The organism is Flavobacterium plurextorum (assembly GCF_002217395.1).
GTDB lineage: Bacteria > Bacteroidota > Bacteroidia > Flavobacteriales > Flavobacteriaceae > Flavobacterium > Flavobacterium plurextorum.
The window spans coordinates 15,427-32,929 of sequence record NZ_MUHD01000035.1; the positions used below are offsets into that span (position 1 = coordinate 15,427).

22 protein-coding genes are annotated in these 17,503 nt (G+C 32.6%); 10 read left to right on the forward strand and 12 right to left on the reverse strand.

Translation table 11 applies throughout. The features are described from left to right. Positions 1-2: 2 nt before the first annotated feature. Positions 3-731 (forward strand): LytR/AlgR family response regulator transcription factor, encoded by a 729-nt coding sequence (locus tag B0A81_RS18190; RefSeq protein ID WP_089059316.1) that lies wholly within the window; start codon positions 3-5, stop codon positions 729-731. Between the two features lie 17 nt (positions 732-748). Continuing rightward, complete coding sequence (locus B0A81_RS18195) at positions 749-1,042, forward strand: DUF3861 family protein (protein WP_089054716.1); 294 nt, start codon at positions 749-751, stop codon at positions 1,040-1,042. A gap of 262 nt (positions 1,043-1,304) precedes the next feature. Here B0A81_RS18195 and B0A81_RS18200 read toward each other — a convergent pair whose 3' ends face one another. Both B0A81_RS18200 and B0A81_RS18205 read right to left on the reverse strand, forming a co-directional pair. Continuing rightward, a complete protein-coding gene (locus B0A81_RS18200) occupies positions 1,305-2,195 on the reverse strand; it encodes a dihydrodipicolinate synthase family protein (protein WP_089059317.1) in 891 nt (296 codons plus the stop codon). A 12-nt stretch (positions 2,196-2,207) separates the two neighbouring features. After that, a complete protein-coding gene (locus B0A81_RS18205) occupies positions 2,208-2,669 on the reverse strand; it encodes a cupin domain-containing protein (protein ID WP_089059318.1) in 462 nt (153 codons plus the stop codon). A 97-nt stretch (positions 2,670-2,766) separates the two neighbouring features. Here B0A81_RS18205 and pdxR point away from each other — a divergent pair, with 97 nt between their 5' ends. Then, positions 2,767-4,179, forward strand: coding sequence for a MocR-like pyridoxine biosynthesis transcription factor PdxR (gene pdxR / locus B0A81_RS18210; protein WP_089059319.1), 1,413 nt, complete (start codon positions 2,767-2,769; stop codon positions 4,177-4,179). A 686-nt stretch (positions 4,180-4,865) separates the two neighbouring features. Here pdxR and B0A81_RS18215 read toward each other — a convergent pair. After that, entirely contained in the window at positions 4,866-5,129 is a 264-nt protein-coding gene (locus B0A81_RS18215) for a DUF2024 family protein (protein WP_089059320.1), read from the reverse strand. A gap of 281 nt (positions 5,130-5,410) precedes the next feature. Further along, positions 5,411-5,638 (reverse strand): thioredoxin domain-containing protein, encoded by a 228-nt coding sequence (locus B0A81_RS18220; protein WP_089059321.1) that lies wholly within the window; start codon positions 5,636-5,638, stop codon positions 5,411-5,413. 161 nt (positions 5,639-5,799) lie between these two features. Between B0A81_RS18220 and B0A81_RS18225 the strand changes: the two genes are divergently transcribed. Beyond that, positions 5,800-6,531: a YggS family pyridoxal phosphate-dependent enzyme gene (locus B0A81_RS18225; RefSeq protein WP_089059322.1), complete on the forward strand. Its 732-nt coding sequence runs from the start codon at positions 5,800-5,802 to the stop codon at positions 6,529-6,531. Between the two features lie 31 nt (positions 6,532-6,562). Further along, complete coding sequence (locus B0A81_RS18230) at positions 6,563-7,297, forward strand: AAA family ATPase (RefSeq protein ID WP_089059323.1); 735 nt, start codon at positions 6,563-6,565, stop codon at positions 7,295-7,297. A 51-nt stretch (positions 7,298-7,348) separates the two neighbouring features. Here the strand turns inward: B0A81_RS18230 and B0A81_RS18235 are convergent, their stop codons facing one another. The 4 genes from B0A81_RS18235 to B0A81_RS18250 form a co-directional block, all read right to left on the reverse strand. Continuing rightward, positions 7,349-7,960: a thioredoxin family protein gene (locus B0A81_RS18235; protein ID WP_089059324.1), complete on the reverse strand. Its 612-nt coding sequence runs from the start codon at positions 7,958-7,960 to the stop codon at positions 7,349-7,351. An 11-nt stretch (positions 7,961-7,971) separates the two neighbouring features. Then, positions 7,972-8,448 (reverse strand): TlpA disulfide reductase family protein, encoded by a 477-nt coding sequence (locus B0A81_RS18240; RefSeq protein WP_089059325.1) that lies wholly within the window; start codon positions 8,446-8,448, stop codon positions 7,972-7,974. A gap of 302 nt (positions 8,449-8,750) precedes the next feature. Then, on the reverse strand, positions 8,751-9,149 hold the full coding sequence (locus tag B0A81_RS18245; RefSeq protein WP_089059326.1) for a hypothetical protein: 399 nt from the start codon (positions 9,147-9,149) through the stop codon (positions 8,751-8,753). Between the two features lie 61 nt (positions 9,150-9,210). Beyond that, entirely contained in the window at positions 9,211-9,528 is a 318-nt protein-coding gene (locus B0A81_RS18250; RefSeq protein ID WP_089059327.1) for a winged helix-turn-helix transcriptional regulator, read from the reverse strand. Between the two features lie 165 nt (positions 9,529-9,693). On the opposite strand from B0A81_RS18250, the gene B0A81_RS18255 reads away from it, so the two are divergent. The 3 genes from B0A81_RS18255 to B0A81_RS18265 all read left to right on the forward strand — a co-directional run bounded on the left by B0A81_RS18255 (position 9,694) and on the right by B0A81_RS18265 (position 11,849). Further along, the gene (locus B0A81_RS18255) at positions 9,694-10,611 is read left to right on the forward strand and encodes a DsbA family protein (protein WP_089059328.1); all 918 of its coding nucleotides are present in this window, start codon (positions 9,694-9,696) and stop codon (positions 10,609-10,611) included. Positions 10,612-10,909: 298 nt separating this feature from the next. Continuing rightward, positions 10,910-11,293 (forward strand): hypothetical protein, encoded by a 384-nt coding sequence (locus B0A81_RS18260; RefSeq protein ID WP_089059329.1) that lies wholly within the window; start codon positions 10,910-10,912, stop codon positions 11,291-11,293. A 274-nt stretch (positions 11,294-11,567) separates the two neighbouring features. Beyond that, positions 11,568-11,849 (forward strand): hypothetical protein, encoded by a 282-nt coding sequence (locus B0A81_RS18265; RefSeq protein WP_089059330.1) that lies wholly within the window; start codon positions 11,568-11,570, stop codon positions 11,847-11,849. Positions 11,850-11,989: 140 nt separating this feature from the next. Here B0A81_RS18265 and B0A81_RS18270 read toward each other — a convergent pair whose 3' ends face one another. The 4 genes from B0A81_RS18270 to B0A81_RS18285 all read right to left on the reverse strand — a co-directional run bounded on the left by B0A81_RS18270 (position 11,990) and on the right by B0A81_RS18285 (position 15,890). Next, entirely contained in the window at positions 11,990-12,364 is a 375-nt protein-coding gene (locus B0A81_RS18270) for a SpoIIAA family protein (RefSeq protein ID WP_089059331.1), read from the reverse strand. 162 nt (positions 12,365-12,526) lie between these two features. Continuing rightward, positions 12,527-13,552 (reverse strand): NAD(P)-dependent alcohol dehydrogenase, encoded by a 1,026-nt coding sequence (locus B0A81_RS18275; RefSeq protein ID WP_089059369.1) that lies wholly within the window; start codon positions 13,550-13,552, stop codon positions 12,527-12,529. A 558-nt stretch (positions 13,553-14,110) separates the two neighbouring features. Further along, entirely contained in the window at positions 14,111-14,749 is a 639-nt protein-coding gene (locus tag B0A81_RS18280; RefSeq protein WP_089059332.1) for an HAD family hydrolase, read from the reverse strand. Positions 14,750-14,858: 109 nt separating this feature from the next. Continuing rightward, the gene (locus tag B0A81_RS18285; RefSeq protein WP_317044424.1) at positions 14,859-15,890 is read right to left on the reverse strand and encodes a LacI family DNA-binding transcriptional regulator; all 1,032 of its coding nucleotides are present in this window, start codon (positions 15,888-15,890) and stop codon (positions 14,859-14,861) included. 191 nt (positions 15,891-16,081) lie between these two features. Here B0A81_RS18285 and B0A81_RS18290 point away from each other — a divergent pair, with 191 nt between their 5' ends. Together B0A81_RS18290 and B0A81_RS18295 are read left to right on the forward strand one after the other, a co-directional pair. Continuing rightward, complete coding sequence (locus B0A81_RS18290) at positions 16,082-16,531, forward strand: YhcH/YjgK/YiaL family protein (protein ID WP_089059334.1); 450 nt, start codon at positions 16,082-16,084, stop codon at positions 16,529-16,531. A 135-nt stretch (positions 16,532-16,666) separates the two neighbouring features. Next, positions 16,667-17,479: an SDR family oxidoreductase gene (locus B0A81_RS18295; RefSeq protein WP_089059335.1), complete on the forward strand. Its 813-nt coding sequence runs from the start codon at positions 16,667-16,669 to the stop codon at positions 17,477-17,479. The last annotated feature ends 24 nt before the right edge of the window (positions 17,480-17,503 follow it).

The window sequence follows — 17,503 nt, forward strand, 5'->3', positions numbered from 1 at the left end:
CGATGGTATTAAAATGTATAGCTGTAGACGATGAACCACTCGCATTAAAGCTCGTGGAAACTTTTATTGAGCAAACGCCTTTTTTACAATTAAGCGCAAGCTGCGATAATGCAGTTGAAGCTATGGCTTTGATTCGCGATAAACAGCCAGATCTTGTTTTCTTGGATATAAACATGCCAAATTTAACCGGTATGGAACTCGCTCGCCTTTTGCAAGATCAACCGGGATCACTGCCGCGAATTGTTTTTACAACAGCTTACAACCATTATGCAATAGAAGGTTATAGAGTAAATGCCGTAGATTATTTGTTAAAGCCTTTTAGCTATGAAGAATTTTTACGCGCCGCAAACAAAGTACTTCAATTAACAGAAGATAACTCTAACCAATTTCAGTCTATTACTGCCGATGATGACTTTATTTTCTTAAAAGTAGAATATCAGTGGGTTAGAATTTCTTTAAAGCATATTTTATATATAGAAAGTTTGAAAGATTATGTAAAAGTACATCTCGATGATTCTCAAAAAACTGTGCTGTCACTTATATCCTTAAAAGCACTGGAAGAAAAACTGCCTTCAACCAAATTTATGAGAGTTCACCGCTCATTTATTGTTTCACTGGATCAAATTACTGCTATTAGTAAAAACTCCCTTTTTATTGGGAAATTTGAAATTACAGTAGGCGAGCAATACAAAGAAACTTTTAAAACCATCGTAGATAAATGGTTAAAATAAAATTGAAATAGAATATCATGGAAAAAAGATCAAACAAATATCATTTGACATTAAGTCTAAAACAATATGCAAATGGTGAAACAGAACCCGCAAAAGAACTTGGACTGGAGTTTAGTAATCACGATGAAATCTTTGGAATCATAGAAAAAATAAAAGACAAAAACATATTCGATAATCCGCATGAAGCAACACAGTTTGCAGTAGGTTTAAAACTATTTAATGAAATACACATCAAGCATCGCAAAAATCCTTTGTTTGACGAATTAAACGAAGTGTTTCCGATCTTCATGAAAAAGCTTAAAAGCTTATAATTTATACTCAAAAACAGCCAAACCTGAAAATCAAGTTTGGCTGTTTTTTTATTGTCCTAATTCATGATCATTTTTTATTAACACATAGAAACATAGCTTCATTTTCGGTAAAAGAATACAAAAGAGAAATATATTCCTCTAACATAGTCGTCTTTGTGCATTTAAGATAAGTGAAACACCTTTTTTAAGTAATCAATCCCGATAGCTATCAGGAATGTTTCTATGTGTTTAATGATTATACTACGGTAATTATTCCGCTTAACTAATTCAAATCATTAACTAACTTCAAAATAGTACTAAGTTCGCTGCTTTCTTTTTCAGTTAACGGCAATAACGGTTTTCTTAATTTTCCGCCGTCAATTCCCATAGTATTCAAACCAGATTTTATTGCTCTTGGAAGTCCTTTTTCTACAATAAACTTCAATAAATTGATCTGTTTATAAAATACTTTTTGAGCTTCTTTTAAATCATTGTTTTGAATGGCGTTGTATAAGGCAATATTCAATTCAGGAATTAAATTGGGAGCTGCTGTACACCAACCCGCTGCTCCTGCAGCAAATGCAGAAAGCGCCAGCGGATTAGATCCGTTGTAAAAAGCAACATCTTCGCCTAACTCCTTCTTCAAATAATGCATTCTTTGAACATCGCCTGTACTTTCCTTAATCATCGTAACATTCGGAATTTCAAGAAGTCTTTTCAATAATGCAGGCGACATATCAATTCCTGCTGTAGCTGGATTATTGTAAGCCATTATTGGAATCGAGATTTGTTTTGCTACAGCATCGTAATGTTTGACAATTTCGTCATCGCTTAGTTTCCAATAACTCATCGGAATAATCATTACAGCATCGGCTCCCGCTTTCTCGGCAGTTTTTGCATGATAAATAGTTCTTTCAGTCGTTAAATTTGAAACCCCTACTAATATTGGAACCCGCCCTTTTGTCTGCTCAACAGTTGCTTCGGTAATAGCCTCTTTTTCTTCATCATTCAAATAAGGCATAACTCCTGTACTTCCCAGTGGAGCAACTGCGTGAGATCCTGATACAATTAACCGCTCTAATAATTGCTTATAAAGCTTAATATCAACTTTTTCATTTTCATCAAATGGTGTAATTGGATAGGCAATAATACCTTTAAACTGTTTGTTTTTCATTTCTTTTCTTTTTTATAAATCTCTTCCCTCTTCTTCTCTAAGTGCAACTCCTAAATTTTGCAATTGCGGTGCATTTTCAGTCGCAATGTATTTTGCATTTTCAGTATTGCTTAAATTCTGATGTCTGTGCCATGTCCAAGCCGGAATATAAACTGCATCTCCAGCCTTCCACTCTACTTTTTGATCCTCGATTTCAGTATATCCAGAACCTTCAATTACATACAACAATGTTTCATAAGTATGTCTATGTCTATTCGTTAATTGTCCAGGCAATAATCCTCCAATAGTCATACTTACATTTTTACTTGGCAGATCGACAAAAAACACTGGATGTTTTCTTTCTGTAGAAAACTGATCATGAACACCTGCTTTTTCAACATTTCTATGAATTAATTTTTCAGGCATTACAAAACTTGGTCTTGCATAAGTTTGATGAAAATCTTTTGATGAGAATTTTTTTTCTTTAGTTTCCATGTTCATTAAATTTTAGTTGATGCATTATTGCGTGACAAAAATATTGTAACTTTGGACTGCACAGATAACACAGTTTTACAACAAACAACTAGTCCAGATGTTACGACCATGGCAATTTGAAATTCAATTAGATAAGAAATCCGATAAAGCACTTTATCTGCAAATTGCCGATGCTATTATCGTCGCAATTAAGTCACATAAACTTACCTCAGGAAATGCTTTACCTGGAAGTAGACAACTTGCTGGTTTACTGAACGTAAACAGAAACACAGTCATTGAAGCATTAGACGTTTTAACCGCCGAAGGCTGGCTCATTACAATCGATAGAAAAGGCACTTTTATTGCCGATTTATCACCTGATATGCTCTGTGATAAAAAGAACGATTCTCAGATTAACACATCGATAACGGAAGCAAAAACGCATCTTGTTTTTGATGATGGACTACCCGACAGCAGTCTTGCGCCAATGAATGATCTTGCACGTGCTTACAGGGAAATTTTTAATCGAAAATCCCGCAGACAAATTATGGGATACAGCACTGAGCTTGGCGACATTGATTTTAGAAAAGCGATAGTCCAGATGCTGAATTTTAAAAGAGGCATGAACGTCTCGGCAAATGAAATCTGTATTACAAGAGGAAGTCAAATGGCAATGTATCTAGCGGCTCATTGTTTGCTAACTAAAGATGATTTTGTGATAATCGAGAATCCCGGCTACAAACCTGCTTGGGAAGCTTTTGAAAATGCAGGTGCAAAATTGCTGCCAGTAAGTGTCGAATCAGATGGTTTAGATTTACATGAAGTTGAAGCTTATCTAAAAAAACATAAAAATATAAAAGCCATTTATGTTACACCGCATCACCAATTTCCGACGACGGTTACAATGAGCTTAAAAAAAAGGCTGAAATTAATCGAATTATCCAATCAATATAATTTTACAATTATTGAGGATGACTATGATAACGAATTTCATTTCGGACAACGACCAATTTTACCAATTTCGAGTTACAGCAAAGCAAAAAACTTTGTTTATATAGGCACGTTAAGCAAAATTGTAGCTCCTGCACTGCGAATTGGTTATCTGGCAAGTTCAGTAGAAAACGTAGAGAAAATTGGAAAACACAGAAAAATCATCGACGTTCAAGGCGACAATATCATGGAAGAAGCTGTCTTAAACCTTATTAACGAAGGCAAAATAAAAAGACATCTCAAGCGAACGAGCTTAATTTACAAAGCAAAAAGAGATTACTTTGAAAGCCTTTGCAAACTACATCTTAAAGACAAAATTACTTTTATAAAACCAGAAGGCGGTTTGGCTTTTTGGATTGTTCCAAGTCCAGAAACCAATCTTCAAAAAGTCTGTGATGAATTGTTAACCAAAGGAATCAAAGTCATGAATCCTGAGAAGTTCAGTTTTGAAAAGCCTGTTTTAGGTTTGCGTTTAGGTTATGCTTCTCTCAGTGAAAAGCAACTAGAAGAAGGCATCATTGCGCTCTCTAAATATCTATAGACTAATTAAATACTTTTTCAACATATAGTCCCGATAGCTGTCGCGCAATGTCATTAAGTTAAGGATTACATGATGTAATTAGTCCTAATTTGATTGCTTCACCTGTTCGCCTTTCAGGCTTGGGTAATGACTTTTAATTCTAGATATAATAAACATCGTAAAATCAACATTCATTGAAATTATACTATTTAAAAAAAAGCTCCAGCGGAGCGGAATATGTATAGAAAATTAGATACCCCGTGATTTCAAGCTCCAGCGGAGCGGAATATGTATTTTTCAAAAATATGTCGCTCCTCTGGAGCTTTTTGTGCGTGGAAAAAATTGTGCTATAAATATTCCGCTCCGCTGGAGCTTTCAAAACAAAAAAATGTGCAATAACCTACTGGTATTCAAAAAAAAAAAAAAAAAAACGCATAACTTAATAACATTGAACTATCTGTATGGTTTTTAAGCATTCGAAAAAAGACGTTCCACTTATTTTAAGCATAAAGAGCTATGTGCAGAAATGTATTTCTCTTTTATATTCTTTTATAGAAAATGTACCTATGTTTCTATGTGTTTAATAAAATTTTCTTCATCGGAATAAAGCCAATAGAAAGGATCATTGCGCTCTCTAAATATCTACAAAACAAAAAAAAGACTGAAAATACATGATTTTCAGTCTATATTAAATTGAGAAACCTAATTTAATTACAATTTTCCATCTCAATAATCGAAAAGCCGTTTTTACGAATTTGATTTTCAACTTCTAAAGGCGCTTTATCGATATGACAAAATCTGCATTCTTTCGAAGTTAAAGGCTGACCTTCCTGCGAAACACTTTTTAGATACGTTTTTCCATATTCAAAAACCTGTTCTGTATCGCTTGTATTTTCATCAACCAAAATGTCAAAATGCATAATCTCTCCGTCTTTTCGGGTAACATAAGTATCCCATACTGCTACTTTCATCTTGTTTTTATTATTTTACATATTGGGTGCCATTATTTAAACTCATAGAAACATAATATGCTAGTCTCAAAAAGATATTTCAGTTATTCTAAATATACTTAGTCAACTAAGTGAGAGAAATATATTTCTCTTTTATATTCTTGTATCGCACAGAAAATCTATTTTTCTATTTGTTAAACCCTATTTTATTAATTAGACCCAATAAATTATTTACATATAAATTATTCTAAAATTAAAGGCTATAAAACCTCTTTAGATAATTCCTAAAGAGGTACTTATATCTATCCAATTACATCAGCAATTGAAGCTCCAAAATTAATATGAAGCACATTTCCGTTTGGAGTTACTAAGGCAGGTACAGATTGTACTCCTGCTTTTTGAGCTTCTGAAATTCTCGCTCTGTCTTCTCCAATGTTTACTACTTCAACATCTTTAACTAAATTTAAAATGTCGTGTTCGGCACTTACACAAACTGGACAGCCGGCGTGATAAAAAATTGATTTGCTCATTTTTACTTGTTTTTAATTTGACTTTATTGCCATGACAAAATTAGAAAGGATATAAAGGCGTTAAATAATCCAGTTTTCTCATTTATAGAAGAAACTGGACCATTTAAAATACTCAAAACTGGATCTTTTTTACGCTTCATAATGCTTTTAACTTTGCAGCTATGAAGGAAGATATTATTTACAATTTAAAGCAAGTTCATCAACGTATTGAAGATACCTGCAGACTTTCTAACCGAAATCCATCAGATGTTCAATTATTATTGGCGACTAAAACTGTCCCTGCAGACAAAATACGAATTGCAATAGAAGCTGGCGAAACTCTTATTGGCGAAAACAAAATGCAGGAACTTCGCGATAAAGATTCTGGTTTAAAAAATTTAAATATCGAACGTCATTTTATTGGACATCTTCAAACCAACAAAGTCAAAGATGTTTTAAAATATGTTTCCTGCATTCAATCTTTAGACCGATTATCTTTAGCGGAAGAACTAAATAAACAATTACTAAAAGAAGAAAGATGCATCGATGTTTTTTTTCAAGTAAACACCTCATTTGAAGAAAGCAAATTTGGACTTGCACCAAATGAAGTTGTCTCTTTTATTAGAGAAGTAAAAAAGTACAAAACTTTAAATATAAAAGGTTTAATGACGATTGGTTTACTAGACGTTGAGAAAGAAAAAATGCGTCCGTCCTTACAATTACTTAGAAAAATAAGAGAAGAAATTTATGATGCTCAAATTGAAGGTATAACGCATTTAAAGCTTTCAATGGGAATGTCTCAAGATCTTGAACTGGCTATCGCCGAAGGTTCTAATATGGTAAGAGTAGGAACTTCAATATTTGGTAATCGTTTTCTAGGAAAAGAAATATGGAATGAAAATATTGCAGAATAAAGCATAATTTTGCATCTAATAAAACACACAAATGAATCTGTACGAACTTGTTGTAAACGATACTGAAAAAATTGCACTTAATGATTTGCTTTTCAGCGAAGAAAATAAAACGGCATTACTTAACACAATCAAAGAGCATAAGTATATTGACGAATTAAAAAAATACAACCTCAACGTCGACAATAAAATACTGCTTCACGGTCACTCCGGCTGCGGTAAAACTACAACAGCAAAAGCTGTAGCAACAGCTCTAAATAAAAGCATTGTTATTATCAACCTCAGTACTTTAATCAATGCTAAAATCGGAGAAACTTCAAAAAATGTAAAGGCTCTTTTTGACAAAGCGATTCGCGAAAAAGCGGTTTTATTTCTAGATGAATTTGATCAAATTGGCAGAAGCCGAGAAAGTGACGATAAAGATGTTGCCGAAATGAGACGTTTGGTAAATACGATCATTCAGTTAATTGATTATTTCCCAACAGATAGTTTGTTGATTTGTGCTACAAACTTTTACAACAGTATTGATTCAGCCTTACTTCGCAGGTTTCAAATTAAGCTAAAATTTGAAATGCCCAGTAAAAACGAACTAAATGTTTATTATGATAAAATACTTGATGTTTTTCCTGCCCATTTACAGGATATTTCACGTAAATATGATATTTCATATGCCGAAGCAAAAGATTACGTTCACACGACAATGAAAAGACAAATTATTGCTGAATTGGAACTTCAAGAACAAAAGAAACTTATTGAAACTATTTCATAAAAAAAACGCCTCAAGAATTTGAGGCGTTTTCATTTTATAGAATAACTATTATTAAGCTTTAGCTTTTCTTTTTACAGTACAGCCAATTTCTTTAGTTTGTGTTACAGCAGGTTTTTGATTGCTTTTTAAAGCTGCAATTACATCTTCGGCATATTTTACTTTATCTGCTTTTGTACCTTCTGGATCATTATCAATCGCGCCAACATATTCTACCACATTTCCTTTTGCTGTTTTAGAAACGATAAAGATGTGAGGCGTACGTTTTGCACCATACTCATCGGTAATTTTTTGTCCTGGATCTAACAAGTACGGAAAAGGATATTTTTTCTCTTTTGCCAAATCCTGCATCTTGTCAAAAGTATCCGCTTTAGAAGCTTCTGGATCGTTAGGGTTTATTGCAATTACAGGATATCCCTGTGGTTTAAACTTTTTATCTAAATCAATTATTCTTTGTTCGTAACCTACTGCGTAAGGACACGTATTACAAGTAAAAACTACTATATAACCTTTTGCTTTTGGAAAACTTGCAAAAGAAACATCTTTATTATCTACATTTTTCAGTTTAAAATCTGGAGCAGTATCACCAGCTTTAAGCGTTGTTGTTTGAGCCTGAGCTAGAAAGGCAGAGAACGCCAGCATTAATAAAAGAATTATTTTTTTCATGGTTTTTGGATTTACAGTTTTTTATATTCAGTTAATAATTGTTCGTAAGTAAATTCACTTTCAACAAACTTTCGCTTGCCATTTTTTATAAAAAGCGTTGCCGGAATACTTCCTGACCAACTTGGGTCGATACGATCGATAAATTCCTGCGGACTTCCTTCATTCAATAGAAATACTTCGTTTTTCAGATTTTTTCTTTTCACAAACGGAATCACATTCGATTTCAGCTTCGATTTAAAATCTAAACTTACTAGTAATACCGCCAACTTATCTGATTTGTGTTCTGCACTCAATTTTTCAAAATGAGGTAATTCTTTTATACAAGGCGCACACCAAGTTGCCCAAAAATTAACCACATAAGTACTGTCTTTTCCCTTTTCAATTCTTTCGTTAAGCTGATCTATTGTAAGCAGTTTTACATTTTGACTATACGATGAAACTGAAAAAACAACAAATAGAAACAGATAAAAAACAGACTTAATTTTCATGATTTACAATACTTTAGAATTAATTTGTGCCTCACAAATATAAACTAATGAAGTTTTAGTTTTTGTTAATGAAAGTTTAATACTAGAAAAAACGTTGAGTATAATTAGACTATTTAGTAAAAAAAATGCTCCAGTGGAGCATAATATTTATAGTAATTATATCCCCATGATTTCAAGCTCCAGAGGAGCGAAACATTTAATTTTTTAAAAATATGCAGCTCCGCTGTAGCTTTTTTTTGGGCATGGAAATAAATTGTGCTATAAATATTACGCTCCGCTGGAGCTTTCACAACAAATAAATACTACTTTCCAGTTACTACATTTAAATTGTTAACAAACAAAAGCGTTTCTCCATTATCCATTTTAGTAAGAGATAAAATTCCGTTTTTATTCTCGTCAATTCCGTTTATTCTAAAACAGAATTCATTACCATCTCGGTCCATGAAAGTTAAAAACTCGGTAGTATCGCTTGAATTGTTTTGACAGCGGTTAGAAATGGTATAACCATACATTACTTTAAAAACATCCTTATCGTAATTATAGATTTTCCTGTCTTGCGTAAAAATCCATTTTGTATTTCTATTCCTGTCGGCATACCAAGTTCCAATAATTTTCTTTGAGGAAGGGTCTTCTATTTGATTGCTCCCAAAACTTACAGGAAATTGCAGCAGCATCAATAAAATTAAAAACAGCTTTTTCATATTCTATTCCAGTTTTTAGACTTCAAAAAAAGTCTTAATTATGATTACTTATTCAAACATTCTATTTCTCCAAAAACAATTCTAATTGTCTAAAAACAGGAATCAAAGATTTTCCTTTTTCAGATAAAGTATATTCGATGTGAAGCGGTTTCAGTTTGATAACCTTTTTATCTAAAAGTTCAAAATCTTCTAGTTCCCGAAGTGCGACTGCGATCGATTGTTTATTTGATCCTTTTAAATCTCTTAAAAGCGTATTGAAACGCAGCGGACCATCTACAGCCAATAAAAAAATCTGTGGTTTCCATTTACCTGATAACAACTTCAAAAGTCCTTGTGCCGGACATTCGTTGTCTTTTTCTGTTTTATTTTCTGTAGTCATCTTTTTTAGACTAATTGACTTGTGATTAAATACGGACGAACTTTGTTATGTAAAAATATAAATTAAAACCTAAAGCAAGAATTATAAACAGTAATTATGAAAATACTTTCGCTGTTATTAATCCTGATTTTCAGTGTGAGCTGTCAATCGCAAACTAATTCTAAAATGAACGATAATAAAACAAATCCGTTACTGTGCGACACTGAAAGTGGTATGTGTGAAATGCCAATTAGCGAAGCATCAAATGAAACAGCGGTTATTAAAACAGATAATAAACCTGTAAAAATTATTTATTATACCGACCCAATTTGTTCTTCATGCTGGGGAATTGAACCGCAATTGAGAAAACTAAAACTGGAATATCCCGAATATTTTGAAATAGATTACAAAATGGGCGGTTTGCTTCCTGATTGGAGTTACAACAGCGGCGGAATCAGTAAACCATCAGATGTTGCGCATCATTGGGATGAAGCGAGTCTGCATTATCAAATGCCAATTGACGGCAATGTTTGGCTTGAAGATCCTTTGAGTTCTTCCTATCCTTCTTGTATTGCTATGAAAGCGGCTCAAATTCAGAGTAAAGAAAAAGCAGTCATTTTTATGCGTATCCTTCGTGAGAAATTATATCTCGAAAAAAAGAATATCGCTAAATGGGAAAATATTGCTGAAGCTGCCAAAATTGCAAATCTTGATATTGAAAAACTAAAAAATGACTATGATGGAGATGCTAAAAAACTTTTTCAGGAAGATTTAAATTTAGCAAAAACACTTGGCGTTAGAGGTTTTCCAACCTTATTTTTTGCTGATAAAAACAACAATCAACTCACTGTTTACGGTTCTAAACCATATGCTTATTATGAAAATGCTTTGCTGGCATTATATCCTGAAGCAAAAAAGAAAACCTTTAAAAATGATGATCCATTATCTCTTTTTGAGATTTATCCAACATTGGCTCCAAAAGAATATGCCGTGATTTTAGATATTTCATATAATCAGGCGGAAGAAATACTTGATAAATTATTTAAGGATGGAAAATTGGGGAAAATATCTGTAAAAAATTATTCACTTTATTTTAGAAGTTAGTTTTTTGGACCGAAGCCATAAAGATCAATTTCTTTATGGCTTTTTTAATGTTTATACTTAACTGCAAGCTGCAATTTCTTTTAATTTCAGAACTTAACCTAACTACCTGAAAATTATGCAGCTATAATCTGTTTTTCTATAAAATCTTTTTCATTTTTTAAAGTACCTTTGTAATTATGATCGAAAATCAGTGAGAATTAAACACCTCTAAATCAACTATAAAAGAGGTCTTTTTCTATATTTTCGGAATGCATACAAAACTTTGGAAGCTAAGAAATAATGAAAAAATAGAAAAGTTATGAAAAAGCTAAACAACCAAGATTATGGTCTTAGAGACCCTGATTTTATGGATCAAGAAAATTTTGATTATACTGTGAATTTTTCACCTGACGAAGATCCATATCAATACCAAGAAGAGTTTATCGATGACGGACGAAATCAAACTACTGATTTTACAGGAAACGAATCGATAAGAATGGAAAACATTCCTAACGAAGAACGAATTATAAACGAAGATCGCTCGGTAACTAATGACAGCGAGAAAGCAAATCAAGAAAAAGATCACAGTACTAATGAACTAAACTATGAAAGTGATTTAGAAAAAGAAAGAGATTTAGATGAGGATGAAGATTTAACTGATTTTGATGCCGAACATTATCCAGAAAATCATCCTAGAGCCTAATAACAGACAAATTTTAGAACAGAATACTTTATAATAGAAAATAAGAATCCATGCTTTAGGATACAATTAACGTTTTTATCGTTTACTATTATAAACTTTTGTTAAACGCTCTCTGAGGATTGATTTTGGCTAGATTTTCGCCGATCTTTATAATCTTACTATTTCTTTTAGGTTTAAATTCGTGAAAAAAAAATCATCGATTAAAACTAGAATAAACGTAACATTTTTATTACATTAGACAAAATTAGGTATCATTAAATAAATTATCATAATTATGGAAAAACTAAATTTTATAGACCCATTATTACACGGAATTAAACCTGAAAAAAAAGATTACAAAGACTACAGGCCATCAGTTAAACATTTAGTATTTGCAGGATTAGGCTCTCTTTTAGCTGGAGCTGTACTTAAAAAAGCCGGACAAAATAAAACTGCTGCAGTAGTAGGAAGTCTTGCTGTACCTTTGCTTGCAGCTGCCTGCTATAAAAAAATAACAGAGACTTCTAAAGAAAAAAAAGAAAAAACAGACAGCAGCGGTATCGAATATAATTATTAAGCATCGCTTTAAGTTTCAGTTTATGAATACTTAAAATATAAAGCAAAAAACACCTGCAAACTCACAAGTTATAATCTGATAACATAGTGAATTTGCAGGTGTTTTTTTTTAAGTTTAAAAGTGAAATTTGAACTAAATATTTAGGCCAGATTTATATTTCCTTCTACCCAGTTTAGTGCTTTATTAAAAGATTCTTTTCTAAAACCGTGAAATTCGCCTGGAACGACATAGCTGAATCCGTTTGCAAGCGAAATTATTTCTTCAGAATCTGATACAATCGCCGCTCTATTCCATTTTCCAAGATTCTTAAGTCCAAGCAGCGCTTCTTGAAGCCACTCGCCTGCTGTAAATTTTTCTACTTCAGTATCTAAAACCAGTAAAAAATTAATTTCATTAGTCTGCTTTACCAAATGCTCGACGGCTGGAACAACAACAATTAAAAAATCTTCTTTTGTCATTTCTGCCAATGCTCTAAAAGCAACTAAATTATCAGTTGTGTCAATTTGATGTATCATAATATTACACTTTTTGAGTTATTATTTTTGAGCCTGCCAAGTCTTATTCCTTAAAAATTTTTATTAGAATTTTACCATTAGAATAGTAAAAGGCAACTCAAATTTACCATTAGTTTTTAATTTTTCATTACACTCTTTCATTCGTTTTTTACAAGATTACAATTAGGGAATTAATACTGCTCTCCCTTTTATTTGTCCATGTCTTAGCTTATCATAAACTTCAACTGCTTGATCCAAATTGTATTTTTCAACTTCAATATGAATCTTCTTTTGAAGCGCAAGCCCAATTACTTCCATTAATTCGGTTCTAGAACCCCAATAAGGATTTGTTAAGCTTACACCAAAAGGCAGACCATTCATATTGTATTCATAATTTCCGCCGCCAAGACCAACAATCGTTAAATCACCGTCTAGTCCAATTATTTTTGTTCCTAAATCTATTGTAGAAGTAGCACCAACAAAATCGATTACGACTTTGGCTTTTTTAATTCCTGTAATCTTCTTTATTTGTTCTGCCGCATCTTTATCTGTAGAATTAATAGCATAAGAAGCACCTAGCTTTTTAGCAAATTCAAGTCTTTCAGGAGTTATATCGCAGGCAATAATAGTCGAGCCGCACATTTCTGATAAAATTTGAAGAGCAACATGCCCCAATCCGCCAACTCCTATTACAACTACATATTCATCAGGCATCAGCTTATGTAATGATCGCTTAATAGCCGAGTATGGAGTTAGAGCAGCATCTGTTAAAGGAGCAGCAATAACAGGATCTAAATCATGAATTGGAACGAGTAAACGTGAAGAAGGCACCAGCATGTAATCAGCCATTCCGCCATTTAATCCAAGTCCGCCGCCAAAAGCCATTTCAGACTGGTGATCACAGTAATTTTCGTTAGAATGCTGACAAGGTTTACAATGCCCGCATCCCCAAGGACCGTAGACCAAAACTGCATCTCCTTTTTTAAATCCTTTTACATCTTCTCCTATTTCTTCTATCCAGCCTGCGTTTTCATGCCCTAATGTAAAAGTAACACCAGATACAATGCCATCATCAATTATATGTAAATCTGAATGGCATACTCCAGCACCTCCAATCTTTAATAATACCTCATCGCCCTTTGGAGATGGTTTTTCTAAATCGTTTACTATTCTAACATCTTTATGCCCAAAAAAACGCACTGCTTTCATAAGATTTTTTTTATAAGTTAGTTTAGTAAATTTAATCAAATAAATTTCAACTATCACATTTTCAAGGCTATTTATACATTTCTTAACGCTATCTAAAACAAGAATTAAAAGCACAACTAACAAGTGTAGAAACACAAAAACCTATTTCTTTAAAGAAATAGGTTTTGTCAAAAAAATAAAAAATAAACTAACACAACATTCTAATTGTCTTCTAATACCATATTATAAACTCTATTGGTCTATTTTAAAGTACCGGCAACTATTTTATTGTTGTTATTATAGTTTTATCTCATACAGTTTATAAATGTCGAATTTTAAAAAATGAGCCGTATTTACATTCATTAAAAACTTAAACAATAAAAAAACTATGCTTGATATAAACTTAGTAAGAAGCTGCAATTTTAGAACTTTAAAATGCTATTATGTTTATGGCATTGTTACTAAATCATAATGTTTCGGAATTCAGATAAAATATTTCATGCTTTCTTTTATGAATTACATTAAGAAACGAACATGTCTTAAATAAAAAATGGCTGTCATTTTGTGACAGCCATTTTTCTATTCTAAATTTAAAATAGAAGCAAGTTCATCATAACTTCTAAAGAGCACTGCTCCCTCCTTTTCTAAATCACTATCATTATATCCGTTTGCAAAACCATACACTTTAAAACCTCCATCTATTCCGGCTCGCACACCTGCAACGCTATCCTCAACCACAATGCAGTCTTTTACATCAAAACCCATTTCTTTGGCTGCGTGCAAAAAAATTCCTGGTTCTGGCTTCCAACTCCCAATTTGGTAGGAACTGAATATTTTATTCTCGAATTTATCCAGCAAACCAGCAACCTCAAGATTTAAGCAAATTTTTTCGACTGGTCCGCTTGAGGCGACGCAATACGGAATTGTAAGTTTTTCTATAAATGAAACAATTCCTTCCATTGGTTTAACCTGCGTTTTAAAAGCACTAAAACTTCGCTGGCGGAATTCTGTTTCAAAAGTTTCTGGAAGTTTTTTAGCAATAGTTTCTTCAATATACTTGAAACAATCTTTTAACTTACGACCGTTGAAATTACGATATGCATCTTCAATTTTCATTTCAAATCCGTGCTCTGCTGCCATTTCCAGTAATACTCCATTACCAATTTTCTCTGTATCTACTAAAACACCGTCACAATCGAAAATAATACATTTAACCATTTTTATTGATTTTCAATTAATTACAATTTTAACTTACTCAAAAGCTAGTTCGTGTAAATTACAGAATATAATTCACTTAGCTGCCAAATTATTATAGATGGAAAAAAAATTACTTTCTGGCTGGAGAATAATTCTCTTTCAAAATAATTTCAAGCGGAATATAATGTATTTGCTCTGTATCTTCTTTTAAAACTAATTTTTTATATAAATAATGAATTGCCATATAACCTTGATCTTCGGGTCTTTGATTGATCAAAAAATCGATTACGCCTTTGTTTAGATATTCTATATTTTCTTTTAATAAATCATAGCCAATAATGCGGATGCCTTTTATATTGTTTTGTTCTAAAAACTGGGCCGCAATGTACGCTCTCGAATTGGGCACAAAAATGCTGCTTATTTCAGAAAACATTTCAAGATTTAGTTCCTCAATCTTCGAATCTTTTAGAGTAACTTCTGAAAATTTAAAATTTGTAAGTTCGTCATTGTCTTCAAAAAAGGAATAAAATCCTTTTATTCGCTGCAAATAAACGGATGTACTTTCGATTTCTTGGGTGATTTTAAAAATCAAAACATGTCTTTCATTTTTTACTGCAAAACTTATGAGTCTTCCAGCCAAATAACCGCTCTGAAAAGCATCTTGACCTACATAAGCATATTCATTGTTGTCTGAAATATTCGAATCGATCATCACAACTGGAATATTCTTCTTTTTGTATTCCTTTAAAAAACGGACTGAATCTTCGTGAAAAATGGGTGCAAAAAGCAATCCGTCGCACTCAAAATCCATTACTTTTTTTACTGATTCTTTAAAAGAAACTGTATTGTAATCATAATGGAAATAATCCACAACAATTCCGAATTTACTAAACTCTGCAGCCGCTTTTTCGATTCCTTCAGCTTGACTGCGCCAATATTCAAGATTCTCGTGTTTGGGAAGAAAAACGGCAAAATGAAATTTCTTATTTAAAGCAAGATTACTCGCCAAAATATTACGTTTATAACCAAATTCTTCGATTATGGCATTGACTTTATCTACAGTTTCTTGTGCTGCTTGTCCGCGATTATGAATAATTCGGTCAACAGTTCCTGGAGAAACATTAGCTAATTCGGCAATTTTCTTTATTGTTATGATATTGATTCTTTTTAAGTTAAAATGATAAAAGCTCTATTATAAAATTCTATTTTTTTAAGCAAAATAGGTTGTTATACTTTACATTTTACATACATTTGTAAAGCACCGTGTGCGTACACGTAAAATTACACATTATATATAAACGGCAGAACCTTTTATACTATTAATTTCAAAAACTAAAAATTAAATCTTACCTCATGATAATAGATTCATTACATAATGCAGCAAAATATTACGGTCTGCATCCCAATTTTCAAAAAGCTTTTGAGTATGTAAATCAAACTGATATTGCAAGTCTTGAAACTGGTTCGTTTGAAATCAGCGAAGGCTTAAAACTTATTGTTATTCATGGCGATGGAAGTACTAGAGAAGAAAGTATCAAAGGTTTTGAATGCCATGATAAAAACATTGATATTCAAATTTCGATTCAAGGACCGGAAACTTTTGCATGGAAGCCAAGAGAAAAATGTGTAAAACCAAATGGAGATTACAGTGACGAAAGAGATGTTCGCTTTTTCTATGACAAACCAGATATGTTTTTTGAATTGCAGGAAAAACAATTTGCCATTTTATTTCCGGATGATGTTCACGCAGCTATGATTGGCGAAGGGTTCTTGAAAAAACTAGTTTTTAAAGTAAAGATCTAATTCCTCTTCGGGAAAAATCCAAATTCCAAATTCCAAGGAAAAAATTTAATCATTAAAATCAAACTTATATAATCTACTTTACTTTTCAAAAATTAGATTTTGGAATTTAAAGTATTGTATTTTAAATAAAACTAAATGGATTCAATATTTAATCTAAAAGGGAAAATTGCCCTTATTACTGGCGGTGCCGGCGTATTAGGCAGCAATTTTGCAAACGTTTTGGCTAAACAAGGTGTTATAGTTGGGATCGTTTCTCAATCTATTGAAAAAGCAGCAAAAACAGTACAGCAAATAGAAGTAAATGGCGGACAAGGTTTTGCGATTCAAGCAAATGTTTTGAATAAAGAGGATTTAGAAAAAGCGAAAGACTTTATTGTTGAAAAATACGGTCGTCTGGATATTTTAATTAATGCTGCGGGCGGTAATATGCCGGGAGCAACTGTACAACCGGATCAAGCTGTTTATGATATGAAAAGCGATGATTTACAAAAAGTAGTCGATTTGAATATTATTGGAACTATGCTTCCAACTCAGGTTTTTTCTGAGCTTTTTGCGAAGCAGAAATCAGGAAATATCATCAACATCTCATCAGCATCAGCACAAAGACCGTTAACGAGAGTTGTGGGATATTCGGCTTCAAAAGCGGCGATCGACAATTTTACACAATGGATGGCGGTTGAATTAGCGCAAAAATATGGCGAGGGAATTCGTGTAAATGCTATTTCACCTGGATTTTTTATTGGAGAACAAAACCGAGCTTTATTATTAACTCCTGAAGGGAATCTAACTCCAAGAGGCGAAAAAATTATCGATCATACACCAATGGGAAGATTTGGAACGCCAGAAGATATTGACGGTGCTCTTTTATTCTTGTGCAGTGATATGTCAAAATTCGTAACAGGAACAATCTTAAAGGTTGACGGCGGATTTGCTGCGACGAGTATTTAATAAACTAAATTACAACACAATACA